The organism is Micromonospora wenchangensis (genome assembly GCF_002210435.1).
In the GTDB taxonomy this organism is placed as follows: Bacteria; Actinomycetota; Actinomycetes; order Mycobacteriales; family Micromonosporaceae; genus Micromonospora; species Micromonospora wenchangensis.
In genome coordinates this window covers 1-14,817 of the sequence record NZ_MZMV01000105.1, presented here as the reverse complement: position 1 = coordinate 14,817, position 14,817 = coordinate 1, and the positions used below count along the sequence as shown (strand labels likewise).

The 14,817-nt window shown below is 73.9% G+C and carries 13 protein-coding genes and 1 pseudogene; 11 read left to right on the top strand and 3 right to left on the bottom strand.

Annotated features, from left to right (window positions below):
* Positions 1-1,265, bottom strand: a pseudogene (locus B5D80_RS31640) (hypothetical protein); the annotation flags it as partial.
* Positions 1,266-1,487: 222 nt separating this feature from the next.
* Between B5D80_RS31640 and B5D80_RS31635 the strand changes: the two are divergent.
* The 8 genes from B5D80_RS31635 (at position 1,488) to B5D80_RS31600 (ending at position 11,186) form a co-directional block, all read left to right on the top strand.
* A complete protein-coding gene (locus B5D80_RS31635; RefSeq protein WP_088647597.1) occupies positions 1,488-3,518 on the top strand; it encodes a TIGR03960 family B12-binding radical SAM protein in 2,031 nt (676 codons plus the stop codon).
* 187 nt (positions 3,519-3,705) lie between these two features.
* The gene (locus B5D80_RS31630) at positions 3,706-4,425 is read left to right on the top strand and encodes a TIGR03936 family radical SAM-associated protein (RefSeq protein ID WP_088647599.1); all 720 of its coding nucleotides are present in this window, start codon (positions 3,706-3,708) and stop codon (positions 4,423-4,425) included.
* 131 nt (positions 4,426-4,556) lie between these two features.
* The gene (locus tag B5D80_RS31625; protein ID WP_088647596.1) at positions 4,557-7,685 is read left to right on the top strand and encodes an Rne/Rng family ribonuclease; all 3,129 of its coding nucleotides are present in this window, start codon (positions 4,557-4,559) and stop codon (positions 7,683-7,685) included.
* 106 nt (positions 7,686-7,791) lie between these two features.
* A complete protein-coding gene (locus B5D80_RS31620; RefSeq protein WP_088647595.1) occupies positions 7,792-8,286 on the top strand; it encodes a hypothetical protein in 495 nt (164 codons plus the stop codon).
* A gap of 181 nt (positions 8,287-8,467) precedes the next feature.
* Positions 8,468-8,782: a 50S ribosomal protein L21 gene (rplU, locus tag B5D80_RS31615; RefSeq protein ID WP_067312477.1), complete on the top strand. Its 315-nt coding sequence runs from the start codon at positions 8,468-8,470 to the stop codon at positions 8,780-8,782.
* Positions 8,783-8,793: 11 nt separating this feature from the next.
* Complete coding sequence (gene rpmA / locus B5D80_RS31610) at positions 8,794-9,045, top strand: 50S ribosomal protein L27 (protein ID WP_088647594.1); 252 nt, start codon at positions 8,794-8,796, stop codon at positions 9,043-9,045.
* Between the two features lie 160 nt (positions 9,046-9,205).
* The gene (gene obgE / locus B5D80_RS31605) at positions 9,206-10,666 is read left to right on the top strand and encodes a GTPase ObgE (protein WP_088647593.1); all 1,461 of its coding nucleotides are present in this window, start codon (positions 9,206-9,208) and stop codon (positions 10,664-10,666) included.
* Between the two features lie 70 nt (positions 10,667-10,736).
* Positions 10,737-11,186 (top strand): GNAT family N-acetyltransferase, encoded by a 450-nt coding sequence (locus B5D80_RS31600; RefSeq protein WP_088647598.1) that lies wholly within the window; start codon positions 10,737-10,739, stop codon positions 11,184-11,186.
* 45 nt (positions 11,187-11,231) lie between these two features.
* Here the strand turns inward: B5D80_RS31600 and B5D80_RS31595 are convergent, their stop codons facing one another.
* Positions 11,232-11,891 carry a DUF6766 family protein gene (locus tag B5D80_RS31595; RefSeq protein WP_088647592.1) on the bottom strand — a complete coding sequence of 220 codons (660 nt, stop codon included), beginning with the start codon at positions 11,889-11,891 and terminating at the stop codon, positions 11,232-11,234.
* 101 nt (positions 11,892-11,992) lie between these two features.
* Entirely contained in the window at positions 11,993-12,475 is a 483-nt protein-coding gene (locus B5D80_RS31590) for a DUF4383 domain-containing protein (protein ID WP_088647591.1), read from the bottom strand.
* A gap of 198 nt (positions 12,476-12,673) precedes the next feature.
* On the opposite strand from B5D80_RS31590, the gene B5D80_RS31585 reads away from it, so the two are divergent.
* The 3 genes from B5D80_RS31585 to B5D80_RS31575 are packed head-to-tail and all read left to right on the top strand — an operon-like array spanning position 12,674 to position 14,605.
* The gene (locus tag B5D80_RS31585; protein ID WP_088647590.1) at positions 12,674-13,462 is read left to right on the top strand and encodes a hypothetical protein; all 789 of its coding nucleotides are present in this window, start codon (positions 12,674-12,676) and stop codon (positions 13,460-13,462) included.
* A gap of 31 nt (positions 13,463-13,493) precedes the next feature.
* The gene (locus B5D80_RS31580) at positions 13,494-13,958 is read left to right on the top strand and encodes a phage holin family protein (protein WP_088647589.1); all 465 of its coding nucleotides are present in this window, start codon (positions 13,494-13,496) and stop codon (positions 13,956-13,958) included.
* Positions 13,955-14,605 (top strand): DUF3618 domain-containing protein, encoded by a 651-nt coding sequence (locus B5D80_RS31575; RefSeq protein ID WP_088647588.1) that lies wholly within the window; start codon positions 13,955-13,957, stop codon positions 14,603-14,605. Before B5D80_RS31580 ends, B5D80_RS31575 begins: the two co-directional genes overlap by 4 nt.
* Positions 14,606-14,817: the final 212 nt, after the last annotated feature.

Sequence of the window (14,817 nt, the reverse complement as noted above, 5' to 3'; positions counted from 1 at the left end):
GGTGACACCGGGCGGGCCGGCGGCGGTGACACGGGGCGGGCCGGCGGCAGGGGCGCCGGCCGCGCGGCGGGCACCGGCGTGACCGGGTACGGCCGGGTCGGCGAGGGCGTGGCCGGGGCGGCCGGTGCCGCCGACGGGTACGACGGCGCCGGGCTGTGCTGGCGGAGCGGGGTCGGCGTGTGCTGGTGCGGCGGGGTAGGGGTGTGCTGGTGCGGCGGGACCGCCGCGGCGGCGGGTGGTGGCTGGTCGACGGCCGCCGGATAGGGGCGGGTCGGCGGCGGCGCGTACGGCAGCGGCGCCAGCTCCGGATGGTGCACGTCCCAGCCGCCGGTGTCGGCACCCGCCCAGGGGTCGACCGGGGTGCGGTGTTCGGGCAGCTCCGGCGCAGGTGGCGGGGGCGGCGGAAGCGGGACGAACTCGACCGACTCGCCCCACCCGGGGCGACGCGGCGGGGGCGGGGGCACGGCGGCGGAACCGCTCCACCGGGGCACCGCCGGCTCCTCCAGCGTCGGGTCGGCACGCTGCCCGCCCGGGTGCTCCTCCAGCCGGGTGGCGTCGGGACGCTGTTCCACCCGGGTGGCGTCGGGGCGCTGCGCCACCGGGGTGTCGTCGGGATGCCGCTCGATCCGCGTGGGGTCGGGACGCTGCTCCGTCCGGACGGCGTCGGGCTGCTCCACCCGGGTGGCGTCGGGACGGTGCGGCGCGCCGGGCGGGGTGGTCCGGCCCGGAACGGCGGCCGAGCCCCGGGCCGGCGTGACCGGGCCGGACGCGACCTCCCGCGCAGGCTGTGCCGACCCCACCGGATCGGCGGGCGCGGCCTGCGGCATGGGCGCGACCGGGCTGACCTGACCCGCTGGGTCGGTCGGCTCCGGTGGGCCGGTGGGCTCCGGCGTGCTGACCTGCTCCGGCGGACCGGATTGAGCGCTGGGGTCGGCGGGTGCCGGCGGGTCGGGTCGTTCGGTCCGGGCGGCCGGATCAGCGGGCTGCTGTGGCTCCACCGGCCCGGCCTGCTCGTCCTGTCCGGTCGGGTCGCCCTGCGTCGCCGCGTCGTCCTGCGCGGTCGGGTCGTCCTGCGCGGTCGGGTCGTCCTGCCTGGTCGGGTCGTCCTGCGTGACCGGGTCGTGCCGGTCGATCGGGTTTTCCGGAGCGGCCGGACCGGTGGCGACCACCGGATCCTGCTGCCGACCCGGGACGGGATGGTCCCCGTCGGCCGGCCGGTCTGCTCCCGGCTGCGGCTCCGGCATCGCGGCAATCTCCTCTCGCACCGGTTGCGAGGTTAGTACCGGGCCGCCACCTCGACCAACCGGCCGCCCCTCGGCCCCCACCGACCGGGAAGCCTCGCACAGCCGGCCCCGGGGCCCCGCCCGGTGCGGCCCCGGCCGCCCGGCCGACAGGCGACGGTGGGTAGGCGGGCGGCCGGGTGACGGGAGCGGGCAGGTCGGCGGTGCGGCGAGCGGTCCGCCGGTGGACGCGTACCCTTGGGCTCCATGAGTGCTCCGTCCACGACCCCGCGCCCCGCCGCGGCCCCGACCGACGACGCGGCGGTCGCGTCGCCGCACCACGACCCCACGTTGTCGGTGTGGCCCCGGCTGGAGGCGCTGCTGCCCCAGGTGACCAAGCCCATCCAGTACGTCGGTGGCGAGCTGGGCGCGGTGGTCAAGGACTGGGACGCCGCGACCGTACGGTGGGCGCTGATGTACCCCGACGCGTACGAGGTGGGGCTGCCCAACCAGGGCGTGCAGATCCTCTACGAGGTGCTCAACGAGCTGCCCGACGTGCTGGCCGAGCGGACGTACGCGGTCTGGCCGGACCTGGAGCGGCTGATGCGCGAGCACGCCGTGCCGCAGTTCACCGTCGACGCGCACCGCTCGGTGCGCCGGTTCGACGTGTTCGGGGTCTCGTTCTCCACCGAGCTGGGGTACACCAACCTGCTCACCGCGATCGACCTGGCCGGCATCCCGATGCTGGCGGCCGACCGCACCGACGCCGACCCGGTGATCGTGGCCGGCGGGCACGCCGCGTTCAACCCGGAGCCGATCGCCGACTTCATCGACGCCGCGGTGCTCGGCGACGGCGAGGAGGCGGTCCTGGAGATCACCACGATCGTCCGGGAGTGGAAGGCGGAGGGCTCCCCGGGAGGCCGGGACGAGCTGCTGCTGCGGCTGGCCCGCACCGAGAGCGTCTATGTGCCGCGCTTCTACGACGTGGACTACCTGCCCGACGGCCGGATCCAGCGGGTGGTGCCGAACCGCCCGGACGTGCCGTTCCGGGTGCACAAGCGCACGACGATGGACCTGGACGCCTGGCCGTACCCGAAGAAGCCGCTGGTGCCGCTGGCCGAGACGGTGCACGAGCGGTACGCGGTGGAGATCTTCCGGGGCTGCACCCGGGGCTGCCGGTTCTGCCAGGCCGGCATGATCACCCGCCCGGTGCGGGAGCGGTCGATCACCACCGTGGGGCAGATGGTGCAGCAGGGGCTGGAGTTCTCCGGCTTCCACGAGGTGGGCCTGCTGTCGCTGTCCTCGGCCGACCACTCCGAGATCGGTGACATGTGCTCCGGCCTGGCCGAGCAGTACGCCGGCACCAACGTGTCGCTGTCGCTGCCGTCGACCCGGGTGGACGCGTTCAACATCGACCTGGCGCAGGAGCTGTCCCGCAACGGCCGGCGCACCGGGCTGACCTTCGCCCCGGAGGGCGGGTCGGAGCGGATCCGCAAGGTCATCAACAAGATGGTGTCGAAGGAAGACCTGATCCGTACGGTGGTCACCGCGTACACCAACGGCTGGCGGCAGGTGAAGCTGTACTTCATGTGCGGCCTGCCCACCGAGACCGACGCCGACGTCCTGGAGATCGCCGACATGGCGCACGAGGTGATCCGGGCCGGGCGGGCGGCCACCGGCTCCAAGGACATCCGCTGCACCGTCTCGATCGGCGGGTTCGTGCCGAAGCCGCACACCCCGTTCCAGTGGGCGTCGATGGAGCGGCCCGAGGTCATCGACGGCCGGCTCAAGCTGCTCAAGCAGGCCATCAACAGCGACCGTTCGCTGGGCCGGGCGATCGGCTTCCGCTACCACGACGGTGAGCCGTCGCTGATCGAGGGCCTGCTCAGCCGGGGCGACCGCCGGGTCGGCGCGGTGATCCACGAGGTGTGGCGCAACGGTGGCCGGTTCGACGGCTGGAGCGAGCACTTCTCGTACCAGCGCTGGGTGGACGCCGCCGCGGCGGTGCTGCCGGGCTTCGGTGTCGACCTGGACTGGTACACCACCCGCGAGCGCGACGAGCTGGAGGTGCTCCCCTGGGACCACCTCGACTCGGGCCTGGACAAGGACTGGCTCTGGCAGGACTGGCAGGATTCGCTGGGCGAGTACGAGCAGGACGACTGCCGGTGGACCCCGTGCTTCGACTGCGGCGTCTGCCCGTCGATGGACACCGAGATCCAGATCGGGCCCACCGGCCGCAAGCTCCTGCCGCTCACCCCGGTGACCGCGATGAGGGTGCCCACCGGCGCCCAGCAGTGACCACCGACGGGACGGGACCCGGCCCGCTGCGGCGGGCCACCCGTCCCGTTGCGGCGGGTGTGCGGCTATCGTCACCGGCAGCCCGCGCCACGGGGGACGGCGGCCGGTGACCAGACCGAGGAGTACGACGATCAGCAGGAAACCACAGCCGGAGGGCGGGCAGGCGCCGGTCGTCCAGCGTGTCCGCATCCGGTACGCCAAGCGCGGGCCGTTGCGGTTCACCTCCCACCGGGACTTCGCCCGCGCCTTCGAGCGCGCCCTGCGCCGGGCCGCCGTGCCGGTGGCCTTCTCCCAGGGCTTCACCCCGCACCCGAAGATCTCCTACGCCAGCGCCGCCCCCACCGGCGTGGCCAGCGAGGCGGAGTACCTGGAGGTCGGCCTCCAGGCGGTGGTGGACCCGGAGCAGCTTCGGGTGGCTCTCGACGCGGCGCTCTCGCCCGGCCTCGACGTGCTGGACGTGGTGGTCGCGACCGGGGGCAGCCTGGCGGAGCGGATCGAGGCGTCGTACTGGCGCATCGAGCTGCCCGGGGTCGAGCACGCGGTGGCGCAACGGGCGGTTTCCGCCTTCGTGGCCGCCGACGAGGTGCAGGTCGAGCGGATGACCAAGCAGGGCCGGCGGACGTTCGACGCCCGTGGCGCGGTGACCCGTATCGATGTGCTGCCGCCGGTGCAGACGCCTTCCGGGGCAGCGGAGCCGTCATGTGCGATACTCGAACTGGTCGTACGGCAGGTCACCCCGTCCGTGCGACCCGATGACGTCCTTTCCGGCCTCCGCGTGGTGGCCGCCCTGGAGCCGCCGGTCTCCCCGAGGGTGATCCGGCTGGCGCAGGGCGTGTTGACCGCGCAGGGCGCGATCGTGGATCCGTTGGACGCGGACCGCGACGGGGCAGCCATCGGAGAACGCTGACCGTCGGTCGGCGTTCTGGCAGGCAGACTTCGGCGGTCGCGCACGTCGCGCGCCCGGCGGAAACACTTTTGCGGCGATCCTGCGTGGCAGCGCTCACCCGCGCCCGGGGCCGCCAGAACTGGAGAACGTCCATGCTCGAGAACGAGCCCGAGGGCGGCGAACGGACCGGTTCCCAGCCGGCCGGCGACACCGCCGACAGCACCATCGGCACCGGCGCGGGAGCCGCCGCGACACCACCGGAGGGCGCTGCGGCGTCCACGGAGGGCACGGCGGCACCAACCCGGCGGCGGGCCACCCGGCGGCGGGCCGCGCCGCTGAGCCAGCCGGAACTGACCGGGGGAGCGCCCGCAGAGGCGTCCGGCAGCGCCCCGTCGGCCACCGACGAGTCACAGCAGGCCGAGGTGATCGTCCCGGTCGCCGGTGAGCTGGACTCCGCGCCGAAGACCACCCGCCGCCGGCGCAAGGCCACCCCGGCCAAGGCCGCCGAGGAGCCGGTGGTCGTCGACGGGGTCGAGGAGGGCAGCGCGGAACTCGTGCCGCCGGTGAAGGTGACCCGTACCCGGCGGAAGAAGGCCGTCGCCCCGGCGGCGACCGAGCCGCCCGTCGAGGCCCCGACGTCGCCGCCGGCCGCCGAGGTGGTGACCGGCCAGGCGTCGGTGGGTGAGGTTTCCGCAGCCCAGGGCGATGCTCCCGAGGAGGAGCCCGCCGTGGAGGCGGCCGCCCCGACCGAGCCGACCGTCGCCGACGAGGCCGAGGAGCCCGTGGTCGAGCAGGCCGTGGCCGAGCAGCCCGTGGCGCAGGAGCCCGCGAGCGACCGGCCGGCCGCCGGGCCGGCGTCGCCGGTCGCCGGCGAGCAGACCGGTGAGGTGCCGCCCGGCGTCGCCGTGCCGGCCGTCGACGAGCCGGTGGAGCCGGCCGAACCGCAGCCGCGTACCCGCAGGCGGCGGGCCGCGATCGCCGCGCCGACGGTCCTGTTCATGGCCCCGCAGCCGGAGGAACTGCCCACCTTCCGGGTGGTCGAGCCCGGCCCGGTCGCCGAGGAGCCCGTCGAGGAACCGGTCGAGACCGGGCGGCGGCGTCGCCGTGGCCGCCGTGAGGCCGAGCCGGTCGAGGTCGTGGAGGTCGTCGAGGAGGAGCCGACCGCCGAGGTCGGGGACACCGGCGAGGACGAGAGCGACGAGGAGGACGACGACGAGTCGGCCGCCGCGCGCCGTCGTCGCCGCCGGGGTCGCCGGGGCCGGGGCCGGGGCAAGGGCGGCGCGGACGAGGCCGACGAGGACGAGACCGAGGAACCGGCCCAGGCCGAGGCCGAGGGTGAGGGCGACGACGCCGAGGACGAGGGCGACGGGGACGGGCTGACCCGTCGTCGGCGTCGGCGGCGTCGTCGGGGTGCCGGGGACGTCGAGGGCGGTGCCGACGACGGCGTGCCCACGGTGGTCAAGATCCGGGAGCCCCGCAAGGCCGTCGACGAGGTGCAGGGTGTCTCCGGTTCGACCCGGCTGGAGGCCAAGCGCCAGCGCCGCCGGGACGGCCGGGAGCAGCGCCGGACCCGCCCGCCGATCCTGAGCGAGTCGGAGTTCCTGGCCCGCCGGGAGGCGGTCGACCGGGTGATGGCGGTCCGCCAGCGCGGCGACCGTACCCAGATCGCGGTCCTGGAGGACGGCGTCCTGGTCGAGCACTACGTCACCCGCAACTCGTCGGGCACCATGGCCGGCAACGTCTACCTGGGCAAGGTGCAGAACGTCCTGCCCAGCATGGAGGCGGCCTTCGTCGACGTCGGGCGGGGACGCAACGCCGTGCTGTACGCCGGTGAGGTCAACTGGGACAGCACCGGCCTGGAGGGGCGCTCCCGCTCGATCGAGCAGGCCCTGCGCTCCGGCGACTCGGTGCTGGTCCAGGTCACCAAGGACCCGATCGGGCACAAGGGCGCCCGGCTGACCAGCCACGTGGCGCTCTCCGGCCGGCACCTGGTCTACGTGCCCAACGGCAACGCCTCCGGGATCAGCCGCAAGCTGCCCGACACCGAGCGCAAGCGGCTGCGGGACGTGCTCAAGAAGCTGGTCCCCGACGGCGCGGGCGTGATCGTCCGGACCGCCGCCGAGGGCGCCAGCGAGGACGAGCTGGCCCGGGACGTCAAGCGGTTGCAGGCCCAGTGGGAGGACATCCAGGCCAAGGCGACCGCCGGTGGTGCCCCGGTGCTGCTCTACGAGGAGCCCGACCTGGTCATCCGGGTGGTCCGCGACCTGTTCAACGAGGACTTCCGCGAGCTGGTCATCGAGGGCGAGCAGTCGTACGGCATGGTCGAGTCGTACCTATCGCACGTCTCGCCGGACCTGGTCGACCGGGTGCGCCGGCATGTCGGCACCGCCGACGTGTTCGCCGAGTACCGGATCGACGAGCAGATCATCAAGGGGTTGGACCGCAAGGTCTTCCTGCCCTCCGGCGGCTCGCTGGTGATCGACCGCACCGAGGCGATGACCGTCATCGACGTCAACACCGGCAAGTACACCGGCTCCGGGGGCAACCTGGAGGAGACGGTCACCCGCAACAACCTGGAGGCGGCCGAGGAGATCGTCCGCCAGCTGCGGTTGCGCGACATCGGCGGCATCGTGGTGATCGACTTCATCGACATGGTGCTGGAGTCCAACCGGGAGCTGGTGCTGCGCCGGTTGACCGAGTGCCTGGGCCGGGACCGCACCAAGCACCAGGTGACCGAGATCACCTCGCTCGGCCTGGTGCAGATGACCCGCAAGCGGATCGGCGCGGGCCTGCTGGAGGCGTTCAGCGAGCCCTGCGAGTGCTGCAAAGGCCGGGGTCTGGTGATCCACACCGAGCCGGTGCCGGAGAAGCCGCGTACCGGTGGCGGCGCGGGCGAACGGGTCAAGGCGGTCGCCTCGGCGGTGGCCGCCCCGGCGGCCGAGCCGCCGGCCACCGCCACCACCCCCTCCGCGCGGCGGCGCGCCCGCAAGGCGGCGACGACGGAGCGGGCCGTGGTGGAGACCACGGAGGCACCCGAGGAGGCCGAGGTCGCCGCCCCGGCGGCCGACAACGGCTACCACGACACCATGGGCTACGACCTGTCCCGGTACGAGGCGCAGACCCCGGCCGCAGCCGACGCCCAGACCGGCGAGTCGGCCCGGCTCGCCGGGGCGGACGACCCGGACGCGCTCGGCGACTCCGACGGTGACGACGACGGGGAGGCCGGCACGGGCCGGCGGCGCTCCCGCCGGGGCGGTGCCCGTCGCCGTACCCGGCCGTGACCGGCTGAGCCGCACCCGACGGCGGTGGACCCCTTCCCGGTGGGAGGGGTCCTGCCGTGCCGGGGGTGCGGCGATACCATCGGTCACCCCCGGCTAGGAGAAGACCATGCGCCGCCTGCCCGCCGCCATCGTGGTGACCACCGTTCTGCTGGCCGGCGTCGGCTGTTCCGGTGACCAAGCCGACGCGCCGACGGCCTCCGGCCGGCCGTCCGGCGTCGCCACCCCCGCCTCCGTGGTCCCGTCGGCCGCGGTGAGCGGCTCCCCGGCCGGCGGCAACGGGCCGCAGGTGTGTGCCGACGCCGAGGCGGCGTCGACCACGGCGGTACGCACCTACGTCGAGGAACTGGGCAAGATGATCGCGGCGGTCGGCGCGAACGACAGCGCGGCGGCGGACACCGCCCGCAAGCGGGCCGAGACGGCGCTGACCACCTGGCGGACGGCGCTGCGGCAGCAGTCCGGCCGGGCCACCGATCCGCAGCTGAAGACCCTGCTCACCGACCTGGCCACCGAGATCGGCCGGCTCGGCACCGACGTCGACTCGATCGACGAGACCGAGTTGGACCGGCTCCAGCAGCGGCTGGACCAGCTCTGCGCCCGCTGACCGCGGGCCCGGCCGGGCGGGGGGCCGGTTTGGGCGGCGGGCGGGGGATGGCGTACTCTTTCCTGCGGCGCACTTTGGTGTGCCGAGTTCCCGCGTGCCCGCGCTGCCGGTGTCACAGCTACCCGGCGAGTTGCCATGGGAACGACCGCCAGCAGCCTCAACGACAGGGAGTCCGCCTCCGATGTACGCGATCGTCAAGACCGGCGGCAAGCAGTACAAGGTCGCCGAGGGCGACGTGATCGAGGTCGAGAAGCTCACCGGTGCCCCCGGTGACGCGGTGAAGCTCACCGCGGTGCTCCTCGTCGACGGTGACGACCTGGTGACCGACGCGGCGAAGCTTGCCAAGGTCGCGGTGTCCGGCGAGATCGCCGCGCACACCAAGGGCCCGAAGATCCGGATCCACAAGTTCAAGAACAAGACCGGCTACCACAAGCGCCAGGGTCACCGCCAGCCGCTGACCCAGGTCAAGGTGACCGGCATCTCCAGCGGGAAGTAGGTCGTCGGACAATGGCTCACAAAAAGGGTGCGTCCAGCTCGCGTAACGGTCGTGACTCCGCGGCCCAGCGGCTCGGCGTGAAGCGCTTCGGTGGTCAGGTGGTCAGCGCGGGTGAGATCCTCATCCGTCAGCGCGGCACCAAGTTCCACCCCGGTGACCTGGTCGGCCGCGGTGGCGACGACACGCTCTTCGCGCTGGCCGCCGGCTCGGTCCTGTTCGGCACCAAGCGGGGTCGCAAGACCGTCAGCATCGTGCCGCAGTAACACGAAGGCGAAGCGGGCCGCGGACCTGGGGGTCCCCGGCCCGCTTCGCCGTTTCAGGTGCGGGATGCTCCCGCCGGCGGGTGTCCGTCCCCGACCGGGCGGGTCCCGGGGGGTGCTTTTTCACGTGCGGGGGCCGACCCCCGCTGGAAGGATTGGCGTCGTGACGACGTTCGTTGACCGGGTCGTCCTGCACATGCAGGCCGGCGACGGCGGGCACGGCTGTGTCTCCATCCACCGGGAGAAGTTCAAGCCCTTCGGCGGCCCGGACGGGGGCAACGGCGGGCACGGCGGCAGCGTGTCGCTGGTGGTCGACCCGCAGGTCACCACCCTGCTCGACTTCCACTTCCGCCCGCACCTCAAGGCCGAGAACGGCAGGGGCGGCGCGGGTTCGAACCGGGACGGCGCCAACGGTCACGACCTGCTGATCAAGGTGCCCAACGGCACGGTCGTGCAGACCCTCGACGGCACCGTGCTGGCCGACCTGGTCGGCGCGGGCACCACCTTCGAGGCGGCCCGGGGCGGGCGCGGCGGCCGGGGCAACGCCTCGCTGGCCAACGCCCGGCGCAAGGCCCCCGGCTTCGCCGAACTGGGCGAGCCCGGCGACCGGCTCGACGTGGTGCTGGAACTCAAGAGCGTGGCCGACGTCGGCCTGGTGGGCTTCCCGTCGGCGGGCAAGTCGTCGCTGATCTCGGTGATCTCCGCCGCCAAGCCGAAGATCGCCGACTACCCGTTCACCACCCTGGTGCCCAACCTGGGCGTGGTCCGGGTGGACAACCACACCTTCACGGTCGCCGACGTGCCGGGGCTGATCCCCGGGGCGGCCACCGGCAAGGGGCTGGGCCTGGAGTTCCTGCGCCACGTCGAGCGGTGCGCCGTGCTCGTGCACGTGGTCGACACGGCGACCCTGGAACCGGGGCGGGACCCGCTGGCCGACATCGACACCATCGAGGCGGAACTGGCCGAGTACGGCGGGCTGGCCGACCGGCCCCGGCTGGTGGCGCTCAACAAGGTCGACGTGCCGGACGGGCAGGACCTCGCCGACATCGTCCGCCCTGACCTGCAGGCACGCGGATTCCGGGTGTTCGACGTCTCCGCGGCGACCCGGGAGGGGCTCAAGGAGCTGACGTACGCGATGGCGGAGCTGGTGGACCAGGCCCGCCGCGCCGCCCCGCCGGCCGAGCCGACCCGGATCGTGATCCGGCCGAAGGCCGTCGACGACGCCGGGTTCACCATCGAGGCGCAGGCCGACGGCTCGTTCACCGTGCGGGGCGTACGGCCCGAACGCTGGGTCCGGCAGACGAACTTCGACAACGACGAGGCGGTCGGCTTCCTCGCCGACCGGCTGGCCCGGCTGGGCGTGGAGGAGAAGCTGGCCAAGGCCGGCGCCAACCCCGGTGACCTGGTCCGCATCGGTGAGCGGGAGTTCGATTGGCAGCCCACCCTGTACGCGGGCGTCGACTTCGTCCCCGGCAACCGGGGCACCGACGTCCGGCTGGAGGAGAAGTCGACGCGTCCCGCGGCGGCGGAGCGGCTGGCCGCCCGCAAGGCGCGTCGACAGCGCCCGGAGGACGAGCTGGACCCGGCCCCGGAGCCGGCGGACGACGACGAGGACGAGGAATAGCCCGGTACCGGTCGGGTCCGGGTCGTTTCCTGGAAACCTTCGTGAAACGGACCCGTCCTACCGTGGGATGATGCTGATCGAGTCCCGTCCCGCCACCGACCCGGAGGTCGACGCGCTGGTCGCCGCCCAGCAGCGGGAGCTGCGCGAGGCCGACGGCGGGCTGGACGGGCAGGCCACCGTGGTGCACGACGGCATCCGCTACCTGGTGGTGGTCGACGGCGGCCGGGTGGTGGCCTGCGGTGGCGTACAGTCCCTCGACGCCGAGACCGGCGAGCTGAAGCGGATGTACGTCCGGCCGGCGTACCGGGGGCGGGGGATCGCCAGGCAGTTGCTCAGCGCGCTGGAGGAGTTGGCGTTCCAGCGGGGCCACTCGGTGCTCTGCCTGGAGACGGGCAGTTACCTGCCGGCCGCGATCGGCCTCTACACCTCCTGCGGCTACCAGCCGATCCCCGTGTACGGCGAGTACGTCCACAACCCGTACAGCGTGTGTTTCGCCAAGCGGCTGCCGGTGGCGGCCTGACCCGGGCCGGCCGGGCACCGGCCTGACCCGGGCCGGCGGGGGCGGTCAGGCGCCGGTCTGGGCGTGGGCGGCGGTCACCGGCTTCGACTCCGGCGACGACGCCTGCCGCAGCACGATGCTCAGCAGGATCAGCGCCCCGACGGCGAGGAACTCGCTCTGCCAGTTCTGCATCGACTGGAACCAGAAGTCACTGGTGTGCAGGAACTGCCAGGCGCTGATCGGGGCCGCGCCGCTCTGCAACGCCTGCTCCTCGTTGTAGGCGGCCACCCCGCCGAACAGGTGCCCGACGAAGGACCCCGCGAAGATCAGCAGCAGGACCAGCGGGAGGCTGTGCCGGTACACGGCCAGCGGGAACCCGCCGGCCCGCACCGGCCACGGCGCGTCCGGCCCGGCCTCCCGTTCGTCGTCGGCGGCCCGGTCGGTGGTGTCGTCGGTCTTCGACTCGGCCGACCCCTTCTGCACCAGGTACGCGGTGAGTAGGACGTAGCCGCCCATCTGGAGGAACTCCGACTCCCAGTTCTCGAAGACGGACTCGACGAAGTGCCCGCTGCCGAGATAGCCCCACCAGCTCAGGGTGGCGGCGCCGTACTCGGTCAGCTCCTCGTTGTGGGTCTGCCAGCCGGTGATGCTCTGCAACACCAGGAACACGGCGAACGCGCCCAGCATGGCCAGGCTCAGGGCGTTGTTCCGCATCCAGCGCGCCATGGTGACCTCCTCGTCCGTCGATCCCGTGCCCCGGGTGCGTGGCGGGCAAACGCCGCCGTGGCGCGCCGGGGTCGGGAACCACCCGCCCGGGTGACGGGAGGTCAGCCCCGGTCGAGGGGGACGTCCAGCCGGCCACCGGTGCCGGCGTCGTTGGACAGCAGCAGGCCGACGGCGAGCATGCCGAGGCCGAGCCCCAGGTGCAGCCAGCTGTCCGCGCCGTTGAGCGGGACGATGTTGGCTGCGGCGTCCCGGGAGACGGCGAAGCCGTACAGCCAGAGCGCCAGGTAGACCGCCCCGCCGACGGTGAGGTAGAGCCGGGCGCCACCGAGCCGGCGGGCCAGGACCAGGCCGACCAGCCCGAAGATCAGGTGCAGCAGGTTGTGCAGCACCGACACCTGGAACACCCCGAGCAGCTTCGCCCCGGAGTGGTGCCCGGCGAAGGCCAGCTCGTCGAAGCCGGTGGTGACGCCGGGGACGAAGCCGAGGACGCCGAGCAGCAGGAACACGGCCGCGACGGCGGTGGCGACCGTCTGGACCCGGGGCTTCGGGGCGGCCGGGGCGGGTCGACGTACGGCGTGGGCCATCGCTGTCACCTCCACGGGAGCCAACTGCGCGGCACAGTCGGACGATCCTCACATTCTGGGCTGACTGGCGGCTTTCGGCGGGGAAAACGCGAATTGTGCATGGACCCGCAGAGCGGGGGTAGGTCGAAAAGCACCGGCCGACGAGACCGGCACATCCCCCGCAACCACCGCGACGAGTATCCGAGCGGAAGGACCATCATGACGCACGATCTTTCGTCCACCACGTCATACGGACAGCAGAGCAACGGCACCGGCGTCCGGGAGCAGGCCCGCCAGGTCGGCACGGACGCCGCCCACGCCGGCGGGGCGGTCGCCCAGACAGCCCGGGAACAGGGGCACGAGGTGGTCGGCGAGGCCCGCCGCCAGGCCCGCAACCTCTACGGCGAGGCCCGGGACCAGCTCACCGCCCAGGGCGGCGAGCAGCAGCGCAGGGCGGCCGGCGGACTGCGGTCGCTGGCCGAGGAGATGCGCTCGATGGCGCAGAACGGCGGGCAGGGCGGCCCGGTCACCGAACTCGCCCACCAGGCCGCCGACCGGGTCCACGGGGTGGCCGGCTGGCTGGAGGAGCGCGAGCCGGGTGACCTGCTCAACGAGGTCAAGACGTACGCCCGCCGCAATCCCGGCACGTTCCTGATCGGCGCGGCGGTGCTCGGTGTGCTCGCCGGCCGGCTCGCCAAGGGCCTCACCGCCGACAGCGGCCCCGGCCGGCACGGCGCGACGGACGGCTACGACCCGGAGCAGACCGCCGTCATCCCGACCCAGGCCCCGCCGGTCGGCTACCTCGACCCGACCCCCGGCACCTACGCCGAGCCCGACCCGGGCTACCCGGCCCGGCCCGACGGCGCGACCGGCCGCACCGCGTACCCCGACGACGGCACCGGCACCGGCTACGCCGACCCGGCCGGCGGCATCGGTCAGCCCCTGCCGCCGGTGACCCAGACCGACCCGCTGCCCGGCGTGCCGGCCAGCGGCGTGACCCGTCCGTGAGCCGCGCGACCAGCCGAAGGGAGGCGACGGCATGACCGTGCCGACGCAGGGGTCCGGACCGGACCCCGGATACCACCCCGCGGGTGGGCCGCACTCCGCGGACGAGGTCAGGGGCAGCTCCCTGGGTGACCTGATGCGGTCGGTCACCACCGACCTGTCCACCCTGATGCGCCAGGAGGTGGAGCTGGCCAAGGCCGAGATCCGCCAGGAGGGCCGCAAGGCGGGCAAGGCCGCCGGGCTGTACGGCGGAGCCGGCTTCGGCGGTTACATGGTCGCCCTCTTCCTCTCCATCGCGCTCTGGGCCGGGCTGTCCAACGTGCTGGACGCCGGGTGGGCGGGCCTGATCGTCGCCGTCGTCTGGGCCGGCATCGCCGCCGTCCTCTACTCGATGGCCAAGAAGAACGCCGCGCACGTGCGGGGCCTCAGGCAGACCAACGACAGCGTGCAACGCATCCCCGACGCGCTGAAGCCGCACCCGGAGGGAGTGACCCGATGAGCACCGATCCCGACCAGATCCGCCGGGAGATCGAGGCGACCCGCAACAGCCTCAGCTCCGACGTGGACGCGCTGGCGTACAAGGTCAGCCCCGGCCGCATCGTCGACGACCGCAAGCAACGGGCGCGCAACGCGCTCCAGAATGTGAGGGACAGGGTGATGGGTACCGCTTCCGACCTGGGCCACGGCACCAGCCACGCCGCGCACTCCGTCGGCGACCGCGCCGCCGCGGCGGCCTCCGCCGTCGGTGGGGGCGCCCACGCGGCGGCCTCGACAGTCGGCGACGCCGCCCAGCGGACCCCGCAGGTGATCCGGCAGAAGTCCGAGGGCAACCCGATCGCCGCCGGCCTGATCGCCTTCGGGGTCGGCATGCTGGTCTCCTCGCTGATCCCGGCCAGTCGGCGCGAGCAGGAACTGGCCGCGCAGGTCAGGGAGAAGGCCGGCGAGCACGGCGGGGCCGTCAAGGAGAAGCTGGGCGCGGTGGCCGGCGAACTCACCGAGGAGCTGCGCGAGCCGGCCCGGCAGGCCACCGAGTCGCTGCGCGGCACCGCCCAGGAGGCCGTGCACGCCGTCCGGGACGACACCCGGTCGGCCGCCCAGGACGTGAAGGACTCCGCACAGCAGTCCCGCGAACAGGTACGCCACTGAAGCAGCACCGGCACCGTCCCGCGGCCACCGCCGGCACCCGCCGGTGGGGGCCGCGGGTCACGTCCGGTCAGCGGCCCCGGGCGGCCGGGTCGGCCCGGACCCACCGGGTCAGCTCGCCCGGCTCCACCGGGGCCATCCGGCGTCGTAGCGTCCGCACCGAGTGGGCCGGGCGGCGCACCCGCCGGCCGGCGTACCGCACCCCGCCCCGGCCC

What these genes read in the sequence shown, in the direction of transcription:
- B5D80_RS31585 (WP_088647590.1), top strand. Translation starts at nt 12,674, where the DNA reads ATGACGCACGATCTTTCGTCCACCACGTCATACGGACAGCAGAGCAAC.
- B5D80_RS31625 (WP_088647596.1), top strand. Translation starts at nt 4,557, where the DNA reads ATGCTCGAGAACGAGCCCGAGGGCGGCGAACGGACCGGTTCCCAGCCG.
- B5D80_RS31635 (WP_088647597.1), top strand. Translation starts at nt 1,488, where the DNA reads ATGAGTGCTCCGTCCACGACCCCGCGCCCCGCCGCGGCCCCGACCGAC.
- B5D80_RS31620 (WP_088647595.1), top strand. Translation starts at nt 7,792, where the DNA reads ATGCGCCGCCTGCCCGCCGCCATCGTGGTGACCACCGTTCTGCTGGCC.
- B5D80_RS31600 (WP_088647598.1), top strand. Translation starts at nt 10,737, where the DNA reads ATGCTGATCGAGTCCCGTCCCGCCACCGACCCGGAGGTCGACGCGCTG.
- rplU (WP_067312477.1), top strand. Translation starts at nt 8,468, where the DNA reads ATGTACGCGATCGTCAAGACCGGCGGCAAGCAGTACAAGGTCGCCGAG.
- B5D80_RS31575 (WP_088647588.1), top strand. Translation starts at nt 13,955, where the DNA reads ATGAGCACCGATCCCGACCAGATCCGCCGGGAGATCGAGGCGACCCGC.
- rpmA (WP_088647594.1), top strand. Translation starts at nt 8,794, where the DNA reads ATGGCTCACAAAAAGGGTGCGTCCAGCTCGCGTAACGGTCGTGACTCC.
- B5D80_RS31590 (WP_088647591.1), bottom strand. Translation starts at nt 12,475, where the DNA reads ATGGCCCACGCCGTACGTCGACCCGCCCCGGCCGCCCCGAAGCCCCGG.
- B5D80_RS31580 (WP_088647589.1), top strand. Translation starts at nt 13,494, where the DNA reads ATGACCGTGCCGACGCAGGGGTCCGGACCGGACCCCGGATACCACCCC.
- B5D80_RS31595 (WP_088647592.1), bottom strand. Translation starts at nt 11,891, where the DNA reads ATGGCGCGCTGGATGCGGAACAACGCCCTGAGCCTGGCCATGCTGGGC.